The organism is Amycolatopsis sp. NPDC001319 (assembly GCF_042896185.1).
Taxonomy (GTDB): Bacteria; Actinomycetota; Actinomycetes; order Mycobacteriales; family Pseudonocardiaceae; genus Amycolatopsis.
Genome location: NZ_JBIAWY010000023.1, coordinates 54,452 through 73,365, shown reverse-complemented (window position 1 = coordinate 73,365; position 18,914 = coordinate 54,452). Strand labels below are relative to the sequence as shown.

The 18,914-nt window shown below is 71.1% G+C and carries 14 protein-coding genes and 1 pseudogene; 11 read left to right on the top strand and 4 right to left on the bottom strand.

From position 1 onward, the window contains the following. The first annotated feature begins 4 nt into the window (after positions 1 to 4). From ACFY1H_RS47480 to ACFY1H_RS47470, 3 genes are read left to right on the top strand one after another with little or no spacing between them, the layout of a single operon-like run. Positions 5 to 2,254 (top strand): DUF5682 family protein, encoded by a 2,250-nt coding sequence (locus tag ACFY1H_RS47480; protein ID WP_386956530.1) that lies wholly within the window; start codon positions 5 to 7, stop codon positions 2,252 to 2,254. Continuing rightward, positions 2,251 to 3,351 (top strand): VWA domain-containing protein, encoded by a 1,101-nt coding sequence (locus tag ACFY1H_RS47475; RefSeq protein WP_386956529.1) that lies wholly within the window; start codon positions 2,251 to 2,253, stop codon positions 3,349 to 3,351. The genes ACFY1H_RS47480 and ACFY1H_RS47475 overlap by 4 nt, the downstream gene beginning before the upstream one ends. Then, the gene (locus ACFY1H_RS47470) at positions 3,351 to 5,225 is read left to right on the top strand and encodes a hypothetical protein (protein ID WP_386956528.1); all 1,875 of its coding nucleotides are present in this window, start codon (positions 3,351 to 3,353) and stop codon (positions 5,223 to 5,225) included. The genes ACFY1H_RS47475 and ACFY1H_RS47470 overlap by 1 nt, the downstream gene beginning before the upstream one ends. A gap of 260 nt (positions 5,226 to 5,485) precedes the next feature. Here ACFY1H_RS47470 and ACFY1H_RS47465 read toward each other — a convergent pair whose 3' ends face one another. After that, positions 5,486 to 5,815 carry a hypothetical protein gene (locus ACFY1H_RS47465; protein ID WP_366589357.1) on the bottom strand — a complete coding sequence of 110 codons (330 nt, stop codon included), beginning with the start codon at positions 5,813 to 5,815 and terminating at the stop codon, positions 5,486 to 5,488. A 271-nt stretch (positions 5,816 to 6,086) separates the two neighbouring features. On the opposite strand from ACFY1H_RS47465, the pseudogene ACFY1H_RS47460 reads away from it, so the two are divergent. Next, positions 6,087 to 6,506, top strand: a pseudogene (locus ACFY1H_RS47460) (cation transporter); the annotation flags it as partial. A gap of 38 nt (positions 6,507 to 6,544) precedes the next feature. On the opposite strand, the gene ACFY1H_RS47455 reads toward ACFY1H_RS47460, so the two are convergent. Further along, complete coding sequence (locus tag ACFY1H_RS47455; protein WP_366589355.1) at positions 6,545 to 8,113, bottom strand: Na+/H+ antiporter; 1,569 nt, start codon at positions 8,111 to 8,113, stop codon at positions 6,545 to 6,547. 237 nt (positions 8,114 to 8,350) lie between these two features. Here ACFY1H_RS47455 and ACFY1H_RS47450 point away from each other — a divergent pair, with 237 nt between their 5' ends. Further along, positions 8,351 to 8,485: a hypothetical protein gene (locus ACFY1H_RS47450; RefSeq protein WP_386956527.1), complete on the top strand. Its 135-nt coding sequence runs from the start codon at positions 8,351 to 8,353 to the stop codon at positions 8,483 to 8,485. A 55-nt stretch (positions 8,486 to 8,540) separates the two neighbouring features. Here the strand turns inward: ACFY1H_RS47450 and ACFY1H_RS47445 are convergent, their stop codons facing one another. Beyond that, positions 8,541 to 8,789 carry a hypothetical protein gene (locus tag ACFY1H_RS47445; protein WP_366589352.1) on the bottom strand — a complete coding sequence of 83 codons (249 nt, stop codon included), beginning with the start codon at positions 8,787 to 8,789 and terminating at the stop codon, positions 8,541 to 8,543. Between the two features lie 488 nt (positions 8,790 to 9,277). Here ACFY1H_RS47445 and ACFY1H_RS47440 point away from each other — a divergent pair, with 488 nt between their 5' ends. From ACFY1H_RS47440 to ACFY1H_RS47430, 3 genes are all read left to right on the top strand, one after another. Further along, on the top strand, positions 9,278 to 10,012 hold the full coding sequence (locus ACFY1H_RS47440) for an SDR family NAD(P)-dependent oxidoreductase (protein ID WP_386956526.1): 735 nt from the start codon (positions 9,278 to 9,280) through the stop codon (positions 10,010 to 10,012). A 318-nt stretch (positions 10,013 to 10,330) separates the two neighbouring features. Further along, the gene (locus tag ACFY1H_RS47435) at positions 10,331 to 10,933 is read left to right on the top strand and encodes a hypothetical protein (protein WP_386956525.1); all 603 of its coding nucleotides are present in this window, start codon (positions 10,331 to 10,333) and stop codon (positions 10,931 to 10,933) included. Between the two features lie 12 nt (positions 10,934 to 10,945). Further along, positions 10,946 to 11,350, top strand: a complete 405-nt coding sequence (locus ACFY1H_RS47430; protein ID WP_386956524.1) for a hypothetical protein — start codon at positions 10,946 to 10,948, stop codon at positions 11,348 to 11,350. Positions 11,351 to 11,426: 76 nt separating this feature from the next. On the opposite strand, the gene ACFY1H_RS47425 is transcribed toward ACFY1H_RS47430, so the two are convergent. Beyond that, positions 11,427 to 12,782 (bottom strand): chloride channel protein, encoded by a 1,356-nt coding sequence (locus tag ACFY1H_RS47425; protein WP_386956523.1) that lies wholly within the window; start codon positions 12,780 to 12,782, stop codon positions 11,427 to 11,429. Between the two features lie 531 nt (positions 12,783 to 13,313). On the opposite strand from ACFY1H_RS47425, the gene zwf reads away from it, so the two are divergent. The 3 genes from zwf to ACFY1H_RS47410 all read left to right on the top strand — a co-directional run bounded on the left by zwf (position 13,314) and on the right by ACFY1H_RS47410 (position 18,532). Continuing rightward, complete coding sequence (gene zwf / locus ACFY1H_RS47420) at positions 13,314 to 14,930, top strand: glucose-6-phosphate dehydrogenase (protein ID WP_386956522.1); 1,617 nt, start codon at positions 13,314 to 13,316, stop codon at positions 14,928 to 14,930. 672 nt (positions 14,931 to 15,602) lie between these two features. Beyond that, complete coding sequence (locus ACFY1H_RS47415; RefSeq protein ID WP_386956521.1) at positions 15,603 to 17,207, top strand: FAD-dependent oxidoreductase; 1,605 nt, start codon at positions 15,603 to 15,605, stop codon at positions 17,205 to 17,207. A 56-nt stretch (positions 17,208 to 17,263) separates the two neighbouring features. Further along, positions 17,264 to 18,532 carry a cytochrome P450 gene (locus ACFY1H_RS47410; RefSeq protein WP_386956520.1) on the top strand — a complete coding sequence of 423 codons (1,269 nt, stop codon included), beginning with the start codon at positions 17,264 to 17,266 and terminating at the stop codon, positions 18,530 to 18,532. The last annotated feature ends 382 nt before the right edge of the window (positions 18,533 to 18,914 follow it).

Sequence of the window (18,914 nt, the reverse complement as noted above, 5' to 3'; positions counted from 1 at the left end):
GGGTATGGGAGCGGTCTTCCTCGGCGTGCGGCACCACAGCCCGGCGTGCAGCCGGGCGGTGGCGTCGGCCGTCGCCGCACTGCGGCCCGCGTATGTACTGGTGGAAGGGCCGTCGGACGTCAACGACCGGCTCGGTGAACTGCTGCTCGGGCACGAGCTGCCGATCGCGATCCACACGAGCTACCGCGACGAGCAACGCACCCGTTCGTCGTGGTCGCCGTTCTGCGATCACTCACCCGAGTGGATCGCCCTCACGGCGGGCACCGAGGCCGGGGCCGAGGTGCGGTTCATCGATCTGCCGGCCTGGCATCCGGCGTTCGACGGGTGGGACAACCGCTACGCCGACGCGGAGTTGCGCTATGCCGACGTGACCCGCCGGCTTTGCTCGGAGTTCGCGGTGGACAACCCCGACGCGCTCTGGGACCACCTCTTCGAAGCCGCTCCGGACGAGGACCTGGCCGAGCGGCTGAGCGCGTACTTCGACCTCGTGCGAGGGGACGCCGAGGCGAGCGAGCGCGACCAGGAGCGCGAGGACTACATGGCTTCGTGGGTTCGCGCTGCGGTCGCCGACGCGGGGGAGCGGCTGGTGCTGGTCGTCACGGGCGGGTTCCACACCGCGGCGGTGCGGCGGCTGGCCGCGAGTGGCGGCACCGCCTGGCCCGAGGTGCCGCGGCGGCCCGACGCGGCGAGCTACCTCGTGCCGTACTCGCACAAGCGGCTCGACGCGTTCACCGGCTACCAGTCAGGCATGCCTTCGCCCGGCTACTACCAGCTGCTCTGGGAGCGGGGTCTGGCCGGCGCCGGTCAGGGGCTGCTGGAAGCCGTCGCCCAGCGGCTGCGCAAACGGCGCCAGCCGGTGTCCACAGCGGACCTCATCGCGGCCCGCACGCTCGCCGACGGCTTGGCGAAGCTGCGCGGGCACGACCACCCCGCCCGGGTCGACGTTCTCGACGGCCTGCTCGGAGCCCTGGTCGCCGACGACCTGACCCAGCCGCCGCCGTGGACTGTCCGCGGACCGCTGCAGCCGGGCGCCCACCCGGTCGTGGTCGAGATGGTGGCCGCGCTCAGCGGGGAACGCGTGGGCCGGCTGCACGCGGACACGCCGGCGCCGCCGCTGCCCGGCCGGGTCGCGGCGGAACTGGCGGAGCTGGGCCTGGACGGCGCCGGTCCGGTCCGGCTGGAGCTGACCGGCGCACCGGGCCGGCGCGCCAGCCGGGTGTTGCACTGCCTGCGGCTGCTGGGGATTCCCGGCTTCGACCGGCAGTCCGGTCCGGCCGGCGGCGCGGATCCGGTGGTCGTCGAGACCTGGCGGCTGACCCCCGGTGGCGCCCGCCTGCCCGCCCTGATCGAGGCGGCCGCGTACGGCGCGACGCTGCCCGAAGCGGCGTTGGCGGTGCTGCACGAGCGCATGCCCGGCGCGGATTTGCCCACGTTGGCGGGCGTCCTGTTCGACGCGGCGCTGTGCGGGGTTCCGGCCCTGCCCGAGTCCGTTGTGGACACGTTGGTCGCGGAGGTGGGCCGGGCGGACGACCTCGCGCCGCTCGGCGGTGCGCTGGGCACGGTGCTCGCGTTGTGGCGCCACGACGAGCTGTTCGGTCTCGCGGGCAGCCCGGCGGCGGCCGCGGTGCTGCGGGTGGGCGTCAACCGGGCCCTGTGGCTGGCCGAAGCCGTGCGCGGTGGCGCGGCCCCTGCGGAGCAGGGTCGGCTCGCCGCGGTCGTGGCGGTGCGCGACACGATCCGTCACGCCGAGCACGTCCTCACAGTGGACCGTGCGACGGCCGCCGCGGTCACCACCCGCGTTGCCGCGGACGCCGGCGTGCCGCCCGACCTGCGTGGCGCCGCGACCGGCCTGGCCTGGTCGCTGGGCACGGCCCCGGACCCGGAACGGACCCGGGCCGCGGTGCGGGACATGGCCGCGCCCGACACCATCGGCGACTGGCTCGCCGGGCTGTTCTGCCTCGCTCGCGAGGAGGTGCTGGAGTCCGATGGTGTGCTGGGCACGCTCGACGAGCTCGTGGGCGAGCTGACGGAAGCCGAGTTCCTGATCGCCTTGCCGGCGTTGCGCCTGGCCTTCGGCTACTTCCCGCCCGCCGAACGGGAGCGGATCGCCGAGCGGCTACTGGCCCGCCGCGGTCTCCGCGGATCGGGGCGCGGCCTGGTGCGACCCGGTCGGGTCGACCCGCTGGTGGTCGCCGAGGCGATGGCGTTGGAGGCCCGGGTGGACGCCCGCTTGGCCCGGGAGGGGCTGGCATGACCGATCTCGAACGCTGGCGGCTGATCCTCGGGCAGCCGGCGGAGCCGGCGACGGGCGGGCTCGACCTTGCCGGTGCGCGGCGGGACGCGGCCCTGTCGTGGCTCTACGACCGCGACGAAGAGCTGGCCGAGCGGGACGTGCGCGGCGGCTCAGGTGCGTCCGTCTTGTCCACAGTGGACTGGCTCGACGACGTGCACCGGCTGTTCCCGCGCGAGACCATCGAGCGCCTGCAGCGCGACGCGGTGGAGCGCTACGACATCACCGAGATCGTCACCGACCCCGACGTGCTGGCCCGGATCGAACCGAGCCCGGCGCTGCTGCGGGCGGTGCTGCGCACCAAGCTCCTGATGAACCCGGATCTCCTGGCGATGGCGCGGAAGCTGGTCGAAGCCGTGGTGCGAGACCTGCTACGACGGCTGACCCCGGAGCTCCGCCAGTCGTTCACCGGCACCCGGTCGCGGCGCCCGAGCCGCCTCAAACAGGCGCGCGACTTCGATTTCCACCGGACGATCCGGGCGAACCTCGGGCGCTACCAGCCCGCCGAGCGGCGGCTGCTCATCGACAGCCCGAAGTTCGCCTCCCGTACGCGCAAACATCTCGAGCGGTGGCAGCTGATCCTGATCGTCGACCAGTCCGGGTCGATGGCCGGCTCGGTGATCCACTCGGCGGTCACCGCGGCGTGCCTCTGGGGCCTGCCCGGGCTGAAGACGCACCTGGTCACGTTCGACACCGCGGTCGTCGACCTCACCGAGGACGTCACCGACCCGGTCGAGCTGCTGATGAAGGTCCAGCTTGGTGGCGGTACGGACATCGCGAAGGCCGTCGCCTACGGCGCCGGGCTCATCGAGAACCCGCGGCGCGCGATCGTCGTGGTGGTCAGCGACTTCTTCGAAGGCGGCGACGAGTACCGGCTGGTGCACGACGTGCGCAAGCTCGCCGAAGCGGGCACGCACGTGCTGGCGCTCGCCGCGCTGGACGAAGAAGCGAGTCCGGTGTACGACCGCGCGCTGGCCCAACGGCTGGCCGACGTCGGCGCGCACGTCGGTGCGATGACGCCCGGGATGCTGGCGGAGTTCGTCGCGGAACGGCTCGGTTGATGCGGGCCGACCTCCTCGCGCTCACCCCGGACGCCCTGGCCGCACTCGCCAACCGCGGCCTGGTCAAGCGCGCGCAGAAGGACCTCGACGCCGGTCACGGCCCGGTCGTCGAAGCCGTGGAGAGCGGTGAGGTGCGCGGCCGGTTCGCCGACGGCATCGAGGTCGCCTTCCCTCCGGAAGGCACACTCGACAGCGCGGCGTGCACCTGCGGCGCCCCCGGCGTGTGCCGGCACCGGATCGCGGTCGTCCTCGGCTACCAGCGCCTGCCCGCCGCGGCGCCGGAGTTCACGGCGTGGTCGCCGGGTGAGGTCGGCGACGACGTCCTGACCGCCGAATTCGGCGCGCGAGCGGTGACGGCGGCCCGCCGCGGGTGGCGAGCCGGGCTGGCCGTGCGGCTGCGCCGGGCGACCGCGACGGATCCGGTGGCAGTGGCCGAACTGCCCACGGCGACCGTCCGGTTCCTGGTGCCGGGCGAGCTGGGCTACGCGCATACCGACGCGACGGACCGGGCACAGCAGGTCGCGCTCGCGGTGTGGGCGTTCCGGGAGGCCGACGCGCGCGGCCTGGCCGGTGATGACATCCGGTTCGCGGTCGGCGGCCCGAGCACAGCACGGGTCGCGTCCGGGCCGGCGCTCGAGGTCGTCACGCGAGTGCTGTCCGAGGGGGTCGCGAACACGAGCCCGGTGCTGCGCGCCTCGATCGGCCGGACCGCCGACGATCTGGGAGAGTCCGGTCTGCGCTGGCCCGCGGCGGCGATGGCGGAGCTCGGTGAGCAGCTGGACGCTTACGCGGCCCGCAGCGCCAAGCACCGGATGGAGCGGTGCGCGGAGCTGCTGGCGGAACTGCCGGCGCGGTTCCGGGCGACTGGCGCACCGGCTTTGGTCCTGGGCACGGACGAACAGGCGGAGACGAGGCTGCGAAGGATCCGGCTGATCGCGCTGGGGGCGCGGGTGCGGGGTGCGCCAGGAGAGCGAGTGGCAGAGGTCTACTTCGCCGGCGACAGCTCGGTGCTGGTGCTGAAAACGCGATGGGACAGCGGTGAGGAACCGGTGACCGGGCACGAACTGGCCCGCCGCCGGATCGCGGGCACGACGCTGGGGGCGCTGGCCACGTCGAACGTGGTGTCCGAAACAGCGGTGCGCAGCGCCAGCCGCGCATTGAGGCTGGGCACGGCCCGGATCGGCACGATGTCGGTGACCCCGGTCGGCGCGGCGTGGGACGACCTGCCGGCGGTGGTCCGCGACTTCGCGGCAGCAGCCGAGCAATTGGCGGACCTGCCACCGAAGCTGGTCCGCCCGCGCGTCGAAGCCGAGGACGTCGCGGTCGTGGAGATCGCCGAGGTGTGCGAACTGGGCTACCACCCGGGCGCTCAGCGTCTGGACGCGGTGATCGCGGACGCCGCGGGCGCGCGGGCCCGGATCACCGCCACCCACAGCGGAATCTGCCCGGGCCGCCTGGACGCGTTGCACCGAGCTTTGGCCTCGGGCCCGACCCAACTCAGCGGTGCGCTGCGTCGAGCCGGCCGCGAGCTGCTGATCGAACCGCTGGCGGTGCGCACGGAGGCCGGAGTGCTGGTCCCGGACCTGGCCGCCGACGGTCGCATCGAGCTGCTGGGGCCACCGCCCACAGTGGATCGGGACCCGCTGCGCACGGCGCTGACCGCGGCGGAGTCGGTGCTGGCGGAGGCAGCGCACCGAGGCCTCTCGCACGCGCCCCCGACGTTACGCACCCGAGCCGAGCACACCGCAGCGACGTTGGCCGGCGTGGGCTTGCGCGCGATGGCAGCGGCGATGACGAACCTCGCCACGGAGTGGACGGCGGATTCCTGGACGGTGGCACAGATCCGAATGCTGACGACGTCGGAACTCCGCTGACGTACGCCCGCGGAGGTGCGGGCCTGCCTAGCCGGCAGATGGTGCCCGACGGACATGATCGTGTCCCTGACGGGCGCCCACGCCATCCGTCGGTCGCCGGATCGAGCAGCAGATCGGAGCGCTTCGGTGGCCGACGGTGTCACGAAAGCTTCAGGTCAGTGGCGAAACTCAGTGTGGGGTTACGGGCCAACTCGGTCCTCGAATGCGCTTTAGCCCTACGGGGTGGGCGGATGGTCACATCGACGATCCGCTCTTTTGCGTTATAGGCCAGTTCCAGGCCGATCTCCTCGGGACAGCTCTTGCAGCCGAGCGGGGCTGGCGTTGAGTACTTGCCGACCGCCATCGCGGAGGGAGTCGACCAGCGGCTCGACATCGCCGCGTGTCAGTGACGCGCCTGTGGGAGTCCGCGCCGGCTCCTCTTGTGCGGCGTCGTGTTCTTCTTTTGCTCGGTTGAGCGGGTCGATCGGCGTCATCGGATCTGTGCCCGCTTCGATGGCCTGCGTCAGCCGTGTCTTGGCCTGGGTGAGACGGCGCTGGGGGTCAGTCGCGCGCTCTGGGTTCATGTTGACGTCGCCGGCCACTTCCAGCATTGCTTCCACGGTGGTGTCGCGCTGGTCCCCGACTGTTCCGCGGTGTTCCTTCCATCTTGCGCAGGCAGTGCGCGCACCGAACTCGCCCGCGAAATGCGTGCGTCCAGTTCGTGGTTTTCGGGCCGCGTTCGGGCTTGCGCCGCGTTTCGAGCCCGTTGGCGGCCCGAGAGCGACGGGACAGCTGGACCGCGGTGAAGTCCTCGACCGAGATGATCGCCGGATGCGCAGGTTGGCGGGACCGCACAACGCGTTCCGGCGCCGTCCTCTTGAAGCGAGTCACATGTCCGGAGGCGATCCGGACGCCCGCGATCGCGCCGCCTTGAAGGTGATCGCGCTGTCGTTCTTCGCGCTGGCCGCCTACGTGAGCGTCGAGTCGATCCGTGGCCTGTTCGGTGCGGAGCCGGCGGAGCACTCCACGGTGGGCATCGTGCTGGCGGCGGTGTCGCTGCTGGTGATGACGTTCCTGTTCTACGCCCGGCGCCGCGCTGGCCGCGAACGCGGGTCCGCCAGCGCCGTCGCCGACTCCGAGCAGACCCTGCTGTGCACCTACCTGTCCGGCGTCCTGCTGGTCGGGCTGCTGCTCAACTCGCTGTTCGGCCGGTCCTGGGCCGACCCCGTCGTCGCCCTCGTCATCGCCGCGGTCGCGGTCAAGGAGGGCCGCGAAGCCTGGCGCGGCGAACACTGCTGCTGAGCCCGCGCCCGGCACGCGGGTCGGCTCGTCGCCGGGGGTCACGGCTGTTCGTCGTCGCCCAGGCCGGCGTGTTCGAGGTCGAGCAGGCGCTGGATGCGGCGGCGGGTGGTGTCGGTGATCGTGCCGAGGTCGAACAGCCGCGTGAGTTCGGCCGCTTCGATGTCGAGCGTTTCCCGTCGCAGCGTGCGGTAAAGGTCGTAGCGGGTGGTGTCGGTGGGTTCGGTGTCCTCGTCGAGGCGGATGCGGTCGATGCGGGCTCGCCAGCTGCTGCGGAGCTGGTCGAGCACGAAGGCCGGCGCGGACTCGGTTTCGGCGAGGTGCTCGAGGTGGCTCAACCCGGCTTCGGCCAGGCGGAGCCGCGCGCGGTTCTGTTCCTGCCGGATGTCGGCCGGGTCGAGGGCGATGCCGGACCGGCGGACGAGCGGGGCGAGGGTGAAGCCCTGCACGACGAGGGTGATCACGATGACCGCGGAGGTCAGGAGGAGCACCAGGTCGCGGGCCGGCAGCAGGGAACCGTCGAGTGCCACGACCGGGAGTGACAGAGCGGCGGCGAGCGGGACCACGCCCCGGGCGCCGGCCCACGACACGACCGCGGGCACCTGCCACGAAACCGGCTGTCCGTTGCGGCGCTGGCGCAGTGCCGAGAGCACGAACACCAGGACCAGGCGCACGAGCACGAGGGTGACGGCGAGCGCGAGCGCTTGCAGCAGCCACCACGGGCTGCTCCCGGCGACGCGCCGAACAAGAGCGGGCAGCTGCAGCCCGATCAGGGCGAAGACCACGCTTTCGAGCAGGAACACGACGGTCTCGTAGACGGCGCCGACCTGAATCCGGATCCGCGCCGTGGTCAGGCGTTCGGCTTGGGTGCCGAGCAGCACGCTCGCCACGACGACCGCGGTCACCCCCGACCCGCCGACGGACTCGGCGAGCACGTACGCCGCATACGGCGTGACGAGGGAGACGACGGCTTCGAGCACCGGTTCCTCGGTGCGCCGCCGGATGACGAACGCGCCGGCCGCGATGAGCACGCCGACGATCAGGCCACCCCCGGCGAGGAGGGCGAACTCGCCCGCGGTGCGGCCCCAGGACACGGAGCCCCCGGCGACGACCATGAACAACGCGACGCGGAACAGCAGCAGGCTGGTCGCGTCGTTGAAGAGACTCTCGGCCTGGATGAGCGCCTGCACCCGCGGCGGCAGCGCGAGCCGCCGCGCCAGGGCGGTGACGGCGACCGGGTCGGTGCTGGCAAGGATCGCGCCGAGCACGAACGCCATGCCGACCGGCATCGGCGTCACCGCCACCGCCACGCCGACCACGGCCGCCGCCGAGAGCAGCACCAAGCCGACGGCGAGCGTCGCGACCGGGCGGCCCACGGCGCGCAGATCGCGCCAGGGCAGCTCTTCCCCGGCGGCGAAGAGCAGGGGCGGGAGCACGATCAGGCTGATCACATCGGGAGTCACCGTGATCGCAGGGACTCCGGGCAGCAGGCCGACCACCACGCCCGCGACGACGAGCAACGAGGGCGCGGGCACGCGGAGCCGGACCGCGAAGGTCGCCACGACCGTCGCGATCACGACGAGGAACAGCACTGTTTCGACCCCGCGCATGATCGGCCTCTCGTCCGTGTTCGTTGCCGACCAGACTTCCCGGCGCGCCCGGGGGAAACCTTACGGCAGAACACCCGTGGCCGAGGGCCGGAGCGGACCCCGCGTGGCGCGCCGGCTCAGCGGACTGTCAACTTCGGGCCACGCAGCGTCAAGGAAGCGTGGTCGCCGGCTGCCGGCGGCGCACCGCGCGACACACTGCAGGCTGCGCTGCCCGGGCGGCACGGGAGAGGGTGAGCCGTGAACGGCCTTGAATACTCGGTGATGCTCATCGGTGGTTTTCTGCTGATCGCGCTTGTTCTCCGCGGTGCGCAGCGGTGGCTGGACACCGGCCGGCGGAACCGGGGCGGGCGCAAGCCGGGCCGCCGTGAGTGAGGCACCGGAACTTCCGGCCGGACGGTGCGGGTGTCTCCGGTGGCGAGGCGCGCGGTCAGGTGTCGGAAGGCGCGATCCCGCGGAACGCGTCCTGGGCCGCGTGGATGCAGCCGAGGATGTCCAGGGCGAGCTGCCCGGGCGGGCGGTGCGCAGCCGACTCGGTGATGCGCAGGTCGACGACGGCGCCGTCGGGCGCGACCAGCACGCAGATGGAGCCGTCGTGGCTGTTGTGACTGATGAGGACGCTTCCGGCGCGCTGTCCGGGAATCCGGCTCGTGATCCGGGGGTCGGGGTCTGCTGGCATGGCGCTCCCGTCTGTGATCCGATCCTGCGACCATGACCCTTGTGGACGGTCCGGGAGTGAGACCGGCACAGCTCGTTGACGGCTCCGCCGTGGTTCTTCGCGTGCCTCTTACGCCTGGCGCGGTGACGGCACATCCGTGCCGCGCGGGCGTCCGGTGCTGCTGGAAAGCCGTAAGTTCGCCTGGTTCTTTCTTGCCTGGGGCCGTTCGGTGGGATTCGCTCCACTTCATGGGCAGAAATGGCGTTCGCGCGCACGTGGCTGAGGTGCGCCACGACGACCGGCCACCTGATCCGTCGCCGGCCTGACGCTCGGCGTCCGTGCCCGAGGTGATGGCCGGCTGACGAACCACATCCAACGGCGCCCCGCGCCCCGAATCCATTGTGGATGGACCATGCCCGAAAACCGCGTCATCCTGGTCACCGGAAGCACCGACGGCATCGGCTACGAAACCGCGCGGCTGGCTCGCCGCCGGGGACGCCACCGTCGTCGTGCACGCACGCAACGAAGAAGAGGGATCGACGGCCTGCCAACGGCTCGTGAACTCCGGCGTCGACCCGCGTCGGCTTGACCCCGCGGTCGCCGACTTCGCCGACCTCCGCCAGGTAGCCGACCTCGCCACCGCGGTCGCCGACGCCTACCCGCGCCTTGACGTTCTGGTCAACAACGCCGGCATCGGCGGCGCCCATCACCGAGTCGTCACGAAGGACGGCCACGAGCAGACCTTCCAAGTCAACTACCTCGCTCCGTACCTGCTGACCCGGCTGCTCGAAGACCGGCTCGCCGGGTCGCCCGTCGGCCGCGTGGTCAATGTGAGCTCGTCGCTGCATCGCGGCGGCCGGATCAACTGGACCGACCCGAGCTGGAAGCGGCGCTACAACCGCGGAGCCGCCTACGCACAGTCGAAGCTCGCGCTCACGATGTTCACCGCCGCGCTCACCGAGCTGGCGCCCCGGATCGGGGAGGCCGTGAGCGTGCACCCCGGCATCATCGCGACCGGCATGCTCCGGCACTACAGCTACCGCGGCCGCCCGGTGAGTGACGGTGCCGAGGTCGTCGCCCGCCTCGCCGACCCCGACGCCAAGGTCCTCAACGGCTGCTTCTACGACGGGCGCCTCCCCGCCAAGGCCGCGTCGGCCGCGGTCGAGCCCGAAGCGGTCGGGAAGCTCTGGCGCGTCAGCGAGCGCCTGACCCTGCTCGACCAGCGCCGGCCCACCAAGGCCTGAACTGCGGTGGTGTGCCCGGGGTCGCGGGCACACCACCGGATGCACGGCGCTAACGGGTGCGCAGTCGATCGTGCTCCCCGGGGAATTGGCCGCCGCGGATGGCGACCACGAGCCCCGGCGCCCGAATCGATGGGGGTGAGCGACTATTCCGCGCACCAGCAGGTTACGGGCGCGAGCCGACGTATTTCCGACCAGGATTCACATTTTCGGCAGGGGATCGAAGGCGCGTAAAGATTTCTTGACGCTGTCGCGATGGTCTTCGCGGCTATGATCAACTACCTGGGGACTGGGGAACAACCAAATAAAGGGGGATCATCCATGCGTGCTTTTCGCGCCGTGGCCACGGGCGTCGCCGTGGCCTGCGGTCTCGTGCTGACCACTGTTCCGGCCGTGGCCGCGCCGGCTGGGACCGACGTCGTGGACGTGCTCCACAGCCTGGCCGACGCGGGCGCGCCCGCCGGTGGCGGCGCCCTCGACAGCCCGGAGGGCCGGCAGCTGGTGCAGGCGCTGCAGGACACGTCCGGGGCTCGCCCGGAGCCCGCGGCCCGACCGTCCGCGGCATACCCGGCCTGCCACGGCACTTTCCCGTCCAACGGCACAGCGAACATCACCGTGCAGTCGTCGGCGACGTCCGGAATTCCGTGGGTTGTCAAGCTGACCTCGCCGAACTCCCGGTTCGGCGTGGTGGTGATGTCGGCCCAGATCTACGCGAACAACCACCAGGCCAACGTATACGCGCCGCACACCGAGCCGTGGAACTACCAGTTCCACGGACCGCTGCCACGCAAGTTCCAGGTCGTCGGCGGCGGCACCTACACCATGCCGAAAGGCGCGACCGTCTCGTTCCTGTTCACCTGGCACTCCGCGGCGCACCCCACCGAAGGTGGCTACGCTTACCTGAACTGCACTTACAGCATCTGAGGTAACCCGAAAATGCAGACCGGTGACGAGACCGAGTACGTCGTCGAGGAATTCCGGCCCGTTCGGCACGACCTGCTCGCCGCCGGTCTGCGGGGCGAAGCCGGGGATCCCCACCGCATGGCCGGGGACCCGCGGTTGCTCGCCACTTTGCGCGTCGAGGGCGAGGAGATCGGTGTCCTCGCCCTCGACCAGGCCGCGCCTCCGGCCGAGCGGCTGCGCGCCCTGGCCGACTTCGCACAGGACCTGATCCTCGAAAACCTCAGGCCCGCCGGACACAGCGTCGACTGGCCGCGCTGTCCCGAACGGACACACGCTCACCCGATGGTCGCCGCCCTCGCCGACGGCCGTGCACTGTGGACCTGCCCGCTCGACGCGGATATCGCGGTGCCCATCGGTGAACTCGCCGCTTCGACCTGACGAGTGCGCCTGGTCGCAGGCGTCCGTCGGCCCGCCGCCGTCGGCTCCTGGTTTCGCAGGTGGGTGAAAGTCCGGGCTATTCGGCTGCCGGGTCTTCCGGCTCGGGTGACGGTCGTGGGGCGAGCCACGCGGCCAGCACGTGTGCCACGACGACCGCGACGATCACCAGTGGCATCACGGCGAGGCCGTCGGAGGAGAGCAGCAGGGTGGCGAGCAGGACGGACGTCAGTGGCAACCGCAGCAGCACCACGCACATCGCGCCCATGCCCATCGCCACCCCGGCGACGAGCGGCAGCCCCGGCAGGTGCGACAGTGCGATGCCGCCGGCCGCGCCGAGGAACATCGACGGGAAGACCGGGCCACCACGGAACGCGGACAGCGACACGCCGTATGCGAGTGACTTGCACGCGAGCAGCAGCACCAGTCCTGGCACGGTGTAGTCCGCGCTGTTCTCCAGGAGGGCGGGCAGCGAGGACTCACCTGAGAACAGCACGTCCGACAGCGCCCCGCCGGTGGCGGTGTACGCGATCGCGAGTCCGGCGACGGCCAGGCCTGCGACCGGTGCCATGAGCATGATGTTCCGGTCGATGTGCGGCTTCAGCAGCAGTGCGAGCCGGCGTACGCCGGTGCCCAGCAGCGCCGCGGCGACGCCGATGACGAGCGCCCAGCCGAATTGCGCGACGTCGGGGTGCGGGAACGGCGGCAGCTGCGGCAGTGCGAGCGACGCGGGTCCGAGCCCGGTCAGCGAGTCCAGGCCGATGAACAGCAGTGTCCCGACGCCCGCGGCCAGCAAGCCCGGCAGCAGCACCAGCCCCATCGTCGCGCCGCCCAGCCCCGAGGCCTCCATCAGCAGGAATGCCCCGATGATCGGCGACCCGAGCAACGCGCTGATCGCCGCGAAACTCCCCGTCGCCGCCACGACGGCCACCTCCTGCTGCGGCGCGTGCGGCCGGACCAACCGGGTCGCGCCCACGCCGAGCCCGGCTCCCAGCGCGATCAGCGGCGCCTCCGGCCCGAGGACGGCGCCCAGCCCCAGTGTGGCCAGCGCGGCGAGGAGCACCCCGGGCAAATCCACCGGCGTGGGCTGCTGCCCCGATTCGATCCCTCCGATCGGTGCGTGCCCGCCCGCGCCCGGCAGGTAGCGGACGGCGAGCGCGACGAGCACCCCGCAGAGCGCGAGCCACGGCACCGGCCACCACAACGGCGGCCCCGCGAATCCCCACGCGCGCGGCAAGTCCGCGTACAGCCACTCTTGCACGGCACCGACGAATTGCAGGAAGAAGTACGCCGCCGCCGAAATCGGGACACCGATCAGTGCCGCGAGCACGAGGAGGCGCACGTACGCGCGCGAACGCAGCTGCGCCGCGGCACCGGTTTGGGCCGGTGCGGCCGCAGAGCCGCCGGCCGGCGGTGGCGCTGCCGTGTCCGCCATGCTGTGCCCCTCATCGTTGGCCTTCGCCGGGTCGATGCCGCGACCGGACCACCACGCGGGCACAGCACCCCTGTCTCACGGTGCTCACGGTCGGTTTCCGTGGCATCGCCTGCCCCGGGTGACCCCGAAAAGACGTTGGACGGAATGTGCGCCCAGCGGGCCGAACGGAAGGCGCGCCGGTTCATCGGCAGGACCCCAAGCCGGATGAAGATGGGCGTGGGCGCGGAACTTCGTCCTGGTGACGACCGAGGGCGCCCCACCGCGCGGACCGGCCGGGTCGCCAGGCGCGGGTGTCGAGAATCTCGCGCACATCATGCGATCTGCTGACATTCGGTGCATGGCTCGGGAAAGCGGTTGCGGCACCGGACGTTGGGCGTCGAGGTGGTCGCTGTCGGCACGCTGGATGCTTCCCGAAATCAAGAACGCGGCGTCGAGCGGCAACTGGCTTACCAGTGCGGCTCATCCTCCATGGATGATGCCCGACCTTCGCGAAAACGGTGACGATGATCCGGAACACGACCCGAGGCCGCGATGGGTTGTCTCTCGGCGCTCTGGCTTGCCGTTCGCGGCGCTGGTTCATGTGCTGTTGTACACCCGGCGTGGGACTTGACGTCGCGACCCAGCGCAACCAGGTTCGGCGCAGGGCGTGCTCAGACAGCTCGAGGGCGATCCGCCTCTTGTGGCCGGAGATTCGGAGCGGACGACATGAAATGGGCGTTCCGCGCGGTCGTGATCGAAGTGGAGGCAGAGATGACATCAACAGCTCAGCCGAGGCCGGCGGATGTACTGGTGGTTTTCGGGATCACCGGCGATCTGGCGAAGGTGATGACCTTCCGGTCGCTTTACCGGCTCGAAGCCCGCGGCCTGCTCACGTGTCCCGTCGTCGGGGTGGCGGCCGACGACTGGACCCTCGATCGGCTCGTCGAACGGGCCCGGTCGTCGATCGAAGCGACCGGCGACCTCGACAAGGCGGTGTTCGACCGGTTCGCCGCCAAGCTGTCCTACGTCAGCGGGGATTTCAACGACCCCGCCATTTACGAGCGGGTGAGCGACGCGGTGAAGGGTGCGAGGACTCCTGCGTTCTACCTGGAGATCCCGCCGTTCCTGTTCGGACGGGTGGTCAAGGGCCTGTCGGAGGCCGGTTTGGCCGCCGGCGCCCGGTTCGTCGTCGAGAAGCCGTTCGGGCACGACCGCCAGTCCGCGCGTGACCTGGCCGACGAGCTGCACGAGTACATCGACGAATCGCAGCTGTTCCGGATCGACCACTACCTGGGGAAGATGGGGCTGGAGGAAATTCTTCACCTGCGCTTCGCGAATGCCATCCTCGAACCGTTGTGGAGCCGCAATTACCTCGAGTGCGTGCAGATCACGATGGCGGAGAGCTTCGGCGTCGAGGACCGCGGTCATTTCTACGATCCGGTCGGCGCGCTGCGCGACGTTGTCGTCAACCACCTGATGCAGGTGGTCGCGGCGGCCGCGATGGAGCCACCGTCACGGGGTGACCCCGTGACGATCAAGGAGTCGCAGGTCGGCTTGTTCCGGGCAGTGGAAGAGGCCGATCCGGCTCACTACGTGCGCGGCCAGTACGACGGCTATCTCGATATCGACGGCGTTGCGCGCGATTCGACCACCGAGACGTACGCGGCGCTGCGGCTCGACATCGAGAACTGGCGCTGGGCCGGTGTGCCGTTTTTCATCCGGACGGGCAAGCGGCTTCCGGTGACGCAGACCGAGCTGCGGCTGGTGTTCAAGCGTCCGCCCAAGCTGGGTTTCGGGCTGGCCGGCCATGCGGCGCAGCCGAATCAGCTTGTGCTGAAGCTCGATCCGTCGACCGGCGTCCGGATCCAGGTCGACGCGCGTCGTGCCGACGTGGCCCGGATCGCGCCGATCGAGCTCGACATGGAGTTCGCCGAGGAGGGTGGCGAGGGTCCGACGCCGTATGAGGTCTTGCTGCACGCGGCGATGATGGGGAACAGCACGCGGTTTTCCCGGCAGGACAGTGTCGAGGAGACCTGGCGGGTCATGCAGCCGCTGCTCGACGCGCCGCCGCCGGTGCATTCCTACCGGCCCGGCAGCTGGGGCCCGGCCGCGGCCGACGAGGTCCCGGCCGGCTTCGGCGGCTGGCGGGCGCCCTGGACGCCACGCTGATCGGGGTCAGCCGAGTCGCTGCAGAAGGCCGCAGTGCGTTGGCCGTATCAGTGCCGGGTTGACCGCGCCGATGCTCGGTGCCAGCGCCGTCTCGATGGGTTCTCGCCGCGGTACATCGGTGCGGAAGACTTGCCCACCATCTGCAGGTTGCCATCGGGTAGTCGGCGTCGGCGAGGGAGAAGTCGTTGAGGCCCAGCGTCTTCTGGAACAGGGCGTCGTTCTTCTCGTCGAGATCTACGGTCGGTCCTGCGCGCCCTCCCGAAACCGTCCACGCATGCAACCCGTCACCGCGACACGCGCGGTGCCATAACGGATTTACACGACCGGCGAAGTCGGGCTGGTATCGGTCGACGCGGGAAACTGAAAGCGGTTGCGGTCGGCGGTGAATCTTCAGGCCGGTGAATTGAATAATCGCACCATTTTCCTTTATTCATACAAAAGAGACTGTGATTTCAGTGCCGTCCTCGGCGGATCGCCGTTCAATGGTGGTCCGACGTTTTTGGCCTGGTGCCGGGGCTCATCTTTCGCGGGTGATGGTTGTGGTGCGGAGGGTGTTGCACCATGGCCTGCGCCGGGGTGGCGTGCGGAGGCTGGAAAGCCGTCCTCAGCGGCGGCTTCAGGAAGTGCCGCCGCTGACCGCCCGATGCACTCGCTTGACGGGAGAACGTCGAGATGCGGCTCGTAGTGGACCTGACCCGATGCCAGGGATACGCGCAATGTGCGTTCCTGGCCCCGAGCGTCTTCACCATGCACGGGGATGGAGAGGCACTGCTCTACGACCCCGATCCCAGCGACGAGCAACGGGAGCGGGTGCTGCGGGCGACGGCCGCGTGTCCGGTACAGGCCATCGTCCTCGACCGGGGGCCGGCCGAGAACGGCGGCCGCGCGGCCGCGGCGCGCCGCGACGGCATGAACGAGGAGTTCCTGCGCACCGGGCGGATCGTGATCGTCGGGGCCTCACTGGCCGGGACGCGGGCTGCCGGTGCGCTGCGCTACGAGGGGTTCACCGGGTCGCTGACCGTGATCGGCGATGAACCTCACGACCCCTACGACCGCCCCCCGCTGAGCAAGCAGGTGCAGCAGGGTGGGGTGCCGGCAGGGCACACCGGGCTGCCGCGCCGCCGGGCCATCGACGCCCACTGGCGGCTGGGCGTCGCGGCCACCGGGCTGGACCTGGCCGGCAAGCAGGTGCGGCTGGCCGACGGCACATCCGTCGGCTTCGACCGGCTGCTGATCGCGACCGGGGTGCGGGCCCGGCCGTGGCTGGTCCCGGCCGAGGCTGCGCTGGACGGGGTGTTCGTGCTGCGCACCCGCGAGGATGCCGAGCGGCTGCAGCGGCAGTTGGCCGGGCGACCGGGCCGGGTGCTGGTCATCGGCGCCGGGTTCACCGGCTCGGAGGTCGCCTCGGTGTGCCGCGAGCTCGACCTGCCGGTCACCGTGGCCGAGGCCGGCCCGGCACCCCTGGTGGCCGCGCTGGGCGGACCGATCGGCGCGATCGCGGCCGACATGCAGCGCGACGCCGGTGTCGATCTGCGGTGCGCAGTCAGGGTCACCGCGCTGGAAGGGGAGAACGGGCGGCTGCGGCGAGCCCGGCTGTCCGACGGCAGCACCCTCGAGGTCGAGGTGGCGGTGGCCGCGCTCGGCGGGATCCGCAACGTCGAGTGGCTGGAAGGCTCCGGGCTGGCGGCCGGCCGGTGGGGCGTGGCGTGCGACGCCGGCTGCCGCGCGTTCGACGCGAACGGCCTGGTGACCGACGACGTCTTCGCCGCCGGCGACATCGCGCGTGCCCCGCAGCCACTGTTCGGCTACCAGCTGCTGGCGCTCGAGCACTGGGGCAACGCGGTCACCCAGGCCGAGGTCGCCGCCCACAACATGCTCAGCGACGAGACGCACCGCTGGCCGCACTTGGACGTGCCGATCTTCTGGTCCACCCAGTTCGGCACCGAGATCAAGTCGGTCGGCGTGCCGAGCGTCGCAGACCAGGTCGTCATCACGCAGGGCTCGGCGACCGACCGCCGGTTCGTCGCCGCCTACGGCCTGCGTGGCCGCCTGGTTGCCGCGGTCACCTTCAACCAGAGCAAGTGGCTGGGGTTCTACCAACGGCAGATCGAACGCTCCGCGCCCTTCCCGCCCGCCTGGCACACCGTCGACCAGCCCGCCGAACAGGCTGTGGTGCCCGCCGAATTCCCCACCCAGCCGATCCCCACCCAGAGCGCCACCGTCGTACTCACGGGCCACGACCCGGCCGAGCGGCGCGCGGCTCTCCGGTCGCCCTGACCCGTCACCGCGACTGCCCGATCAGCCCCACGAACCGCATGAAGGAGGCCGCCGTCATGGTCACGACCGCGCCGCCGAGCGTCTTCTCGCAGGTCCTCGACTATGCGAACCGAGCCGATCCCTATCCGCTGTACGCCGAACTGCGCAAGACCCCGGTGGCCCGCCAGGACGACGGCAGCTACATCGTCTCCACCTACGCCGAGATCGTGGCGCTGCTGCACGATCCGCGGATCAGCTCCGACCTGCACAACCTGCCCGAAGCGGCCGCCGCGTCCGAGGACCCCCCGGGCCTGCCTCCGTCGTTCATCCGCCTCGACCCGCCCGAACACGACCGGCTGCGGCGCATCGTGACCCGCCACTTCGGCCCACCCCACACCCCCGACCGGGTCGACGGCATGGTGCCCGACCTGCGCCGGATCGTCACCGGGCTCATCGACGGCCTCGCCGGCTCCACCGAGGTCGACATCGTCGACCAAGTCGCCTACCCCTTCCCGGTCACGGTGATCTGTGAGCTGCTCGGTGTGCCGCGCGAGGACGAACCCCGCTTCCACACGTGGGTCGAGGCAATCGTCGCGGCGCTCGACCCGGGGGTCGGCGACCCCGCCGAGGTGCAGCGCAAGCGTGCGGCGGCCGCGCAGGAGATGGTCCAGTATTTCGCCGGGCTCGTCGACGGCCACCGCCGATCTCCCGGTGCCGACCTGCTCTCCGCGCTGGCCACCGACGACGGCCCCGAGGGGCGCCTGACCGACGGGCAGCTGCTCGCCACCTCGTTCCTGCTGCTGATCGCCGGGCACGAGACCACCGTCAACCTGATCACGAACGGCACCCTCACCCTGCTGCGCCACCCCGACGTGCTCGAACGGCTGCGCCACGAACCCGAGCTGGTCATCCACCTGGTCGAGGAACTGCTGCGCTACGAGCCGCCCGTGCACTTCATCCCCTGGCGGGTGGCCCTCGACGACATCGAGATCGCCGGCACCACCATTCCGAAGGGCTCCCGGGTCGTGCTGGTCCTCGCCTCGGGCAGCCGCGACCCCGAGCACGTCCGCGACCCCGACCGATTCGATCCCGATCGCTTCAACCCCGACCGGTTCGGCCTGGCCCGCGACACCAACCAGCACCTCGGCTTCGGCGGCGGCATCCACTACTGCTTCGGCGCACCCCTCGCCCGGCTGGAAACCCAGATCGCGCTCGCCGAACTGGCCCGCCGGCTGGCCAACCCCCGCCTGCTCGCCGACCCACCGCCGTACCGGACCAACCCGGTCCTGCGCGGCCCCCGCCACCTGCCCGTCGCGATCGACGGCATCACCCCCGCCCGAACCTGACCGCAGACAAAGGGTCCCCGTCGAACCAACGGGAACGTGATGATCGCGTCGAAGAGTGGTGGTTCATGTTGTGGACGCCTGTTTTACAGGAACCGAGGCTGCGGCGTCGTCGCGAATCTCGATGCGCTCCCCGCCATGTTTGCGACGGAACCGCTTCTGCCTGCGATTTGTGATGATTTCCTGACCGGCGTCCGCGGGAGTAGCTGCGGTCCGAGGTCACTTCGATGCGTGATTTCCGTTTTCGGCTCTGGTGCGTCGTTGGCCGGGCATCCCGGAGGATCGGCGGTGACTGCCGTGGGCACAGTGCCCGGCGGGCCGAGGCGCACGGCCGCGTGGCACTCCGGAGAAAACGGACCTGTCCACCTTTCCGCTGTTGACTGCA

Bases quoted from the DNA above. Each gene is read 5' to 3' on its own strand.
- ACFY1H_RS47430 (WP_386956524.1), top strand. From the start codon at position 10,946: ATGCAGACCGGTGACGAGACCGAGTACGTCGTCGAGGAATTCCGGCCC.
- ACFY1H_RS47435 (WP_386956525.1), top strand. From the start codon at position 10,331: ATGCGTGCTTTTCGCGCCGTGGCCACGGGCGTCGCCGTGGCCTGCGGT.
- ACFY1H_RS47480 (WP_386956530.1), top strand. From the start codon at position 5: ATGGGAGCGGTCTTCCTCGGCGTGCGGCACCACAGCCCGGCGTGCAGC.
- ACFY1H_RS47415 (WP_386956521.1), top strand. From the start codon at position 15,603: ATGCGGCTCGTAGTGGACCTGACCCGATGCCAGGGATACGCGCAATGT.
- ACFY1H_RS47455 (WP_366589355.1), bottom strand. From the start codon at position 8,113: ATGCGCGGGGTCGAAACAGTGCTGTTCCTCGTCGTGATCGCGACGGTC.
- ACFY1H_RS47465 (WP_366589357.1), bottom strand. From the start codon at position 5,815: ATGCTGGAAGTGGCCGGCGACGTCAACATGAACCCAGAGCGCGCGACT.
- ACFY1H_RS47475 (WP_386956529.1), top strand. From the start codon at position 2,251: ATGACCGATCTCGAACGCTGGCGGCTGATCCTCGGGCAGCCGGCGGAG.
- ACFY1H_RS47445 (WP_366589352.1), bottom strand. From the start codon at position 8,789: ATGCCAGCAGACCCCGACCCCCGGATCACGAGCCGGATTCCCGGACAG.
- ACFY1H_RS47470 (WP_386956528.1), top strand. From the start codon at position 3,351: ATGCGGGCCGACCTCCTCGCGCTCACCCCGGACGCCCTGGCCGCACTC.
- zwf (WP_386956522.1), top strand. From the start codon at position 13,314: ATGGGTTGTCTCTCGGCGCTCTGGCTTGCCGTTCGCGGCGCTGGTTCA.
- ACFY1H_RS47410 (WP_386956520.1), top strand. From the start codon at position 17,264: ATGGTCACGACCGCGCCGCCGAGCGTCTTCTCGCAGGTCCTCGACTAT.
- ACFY1H_RS47425 (WP_386956523.1), bottom strand. From the start codon at position 12,782: ATGGCGGACACGGCAGCGCCACCGCCGGCCGGCGGCTCTGCGGCCGCA.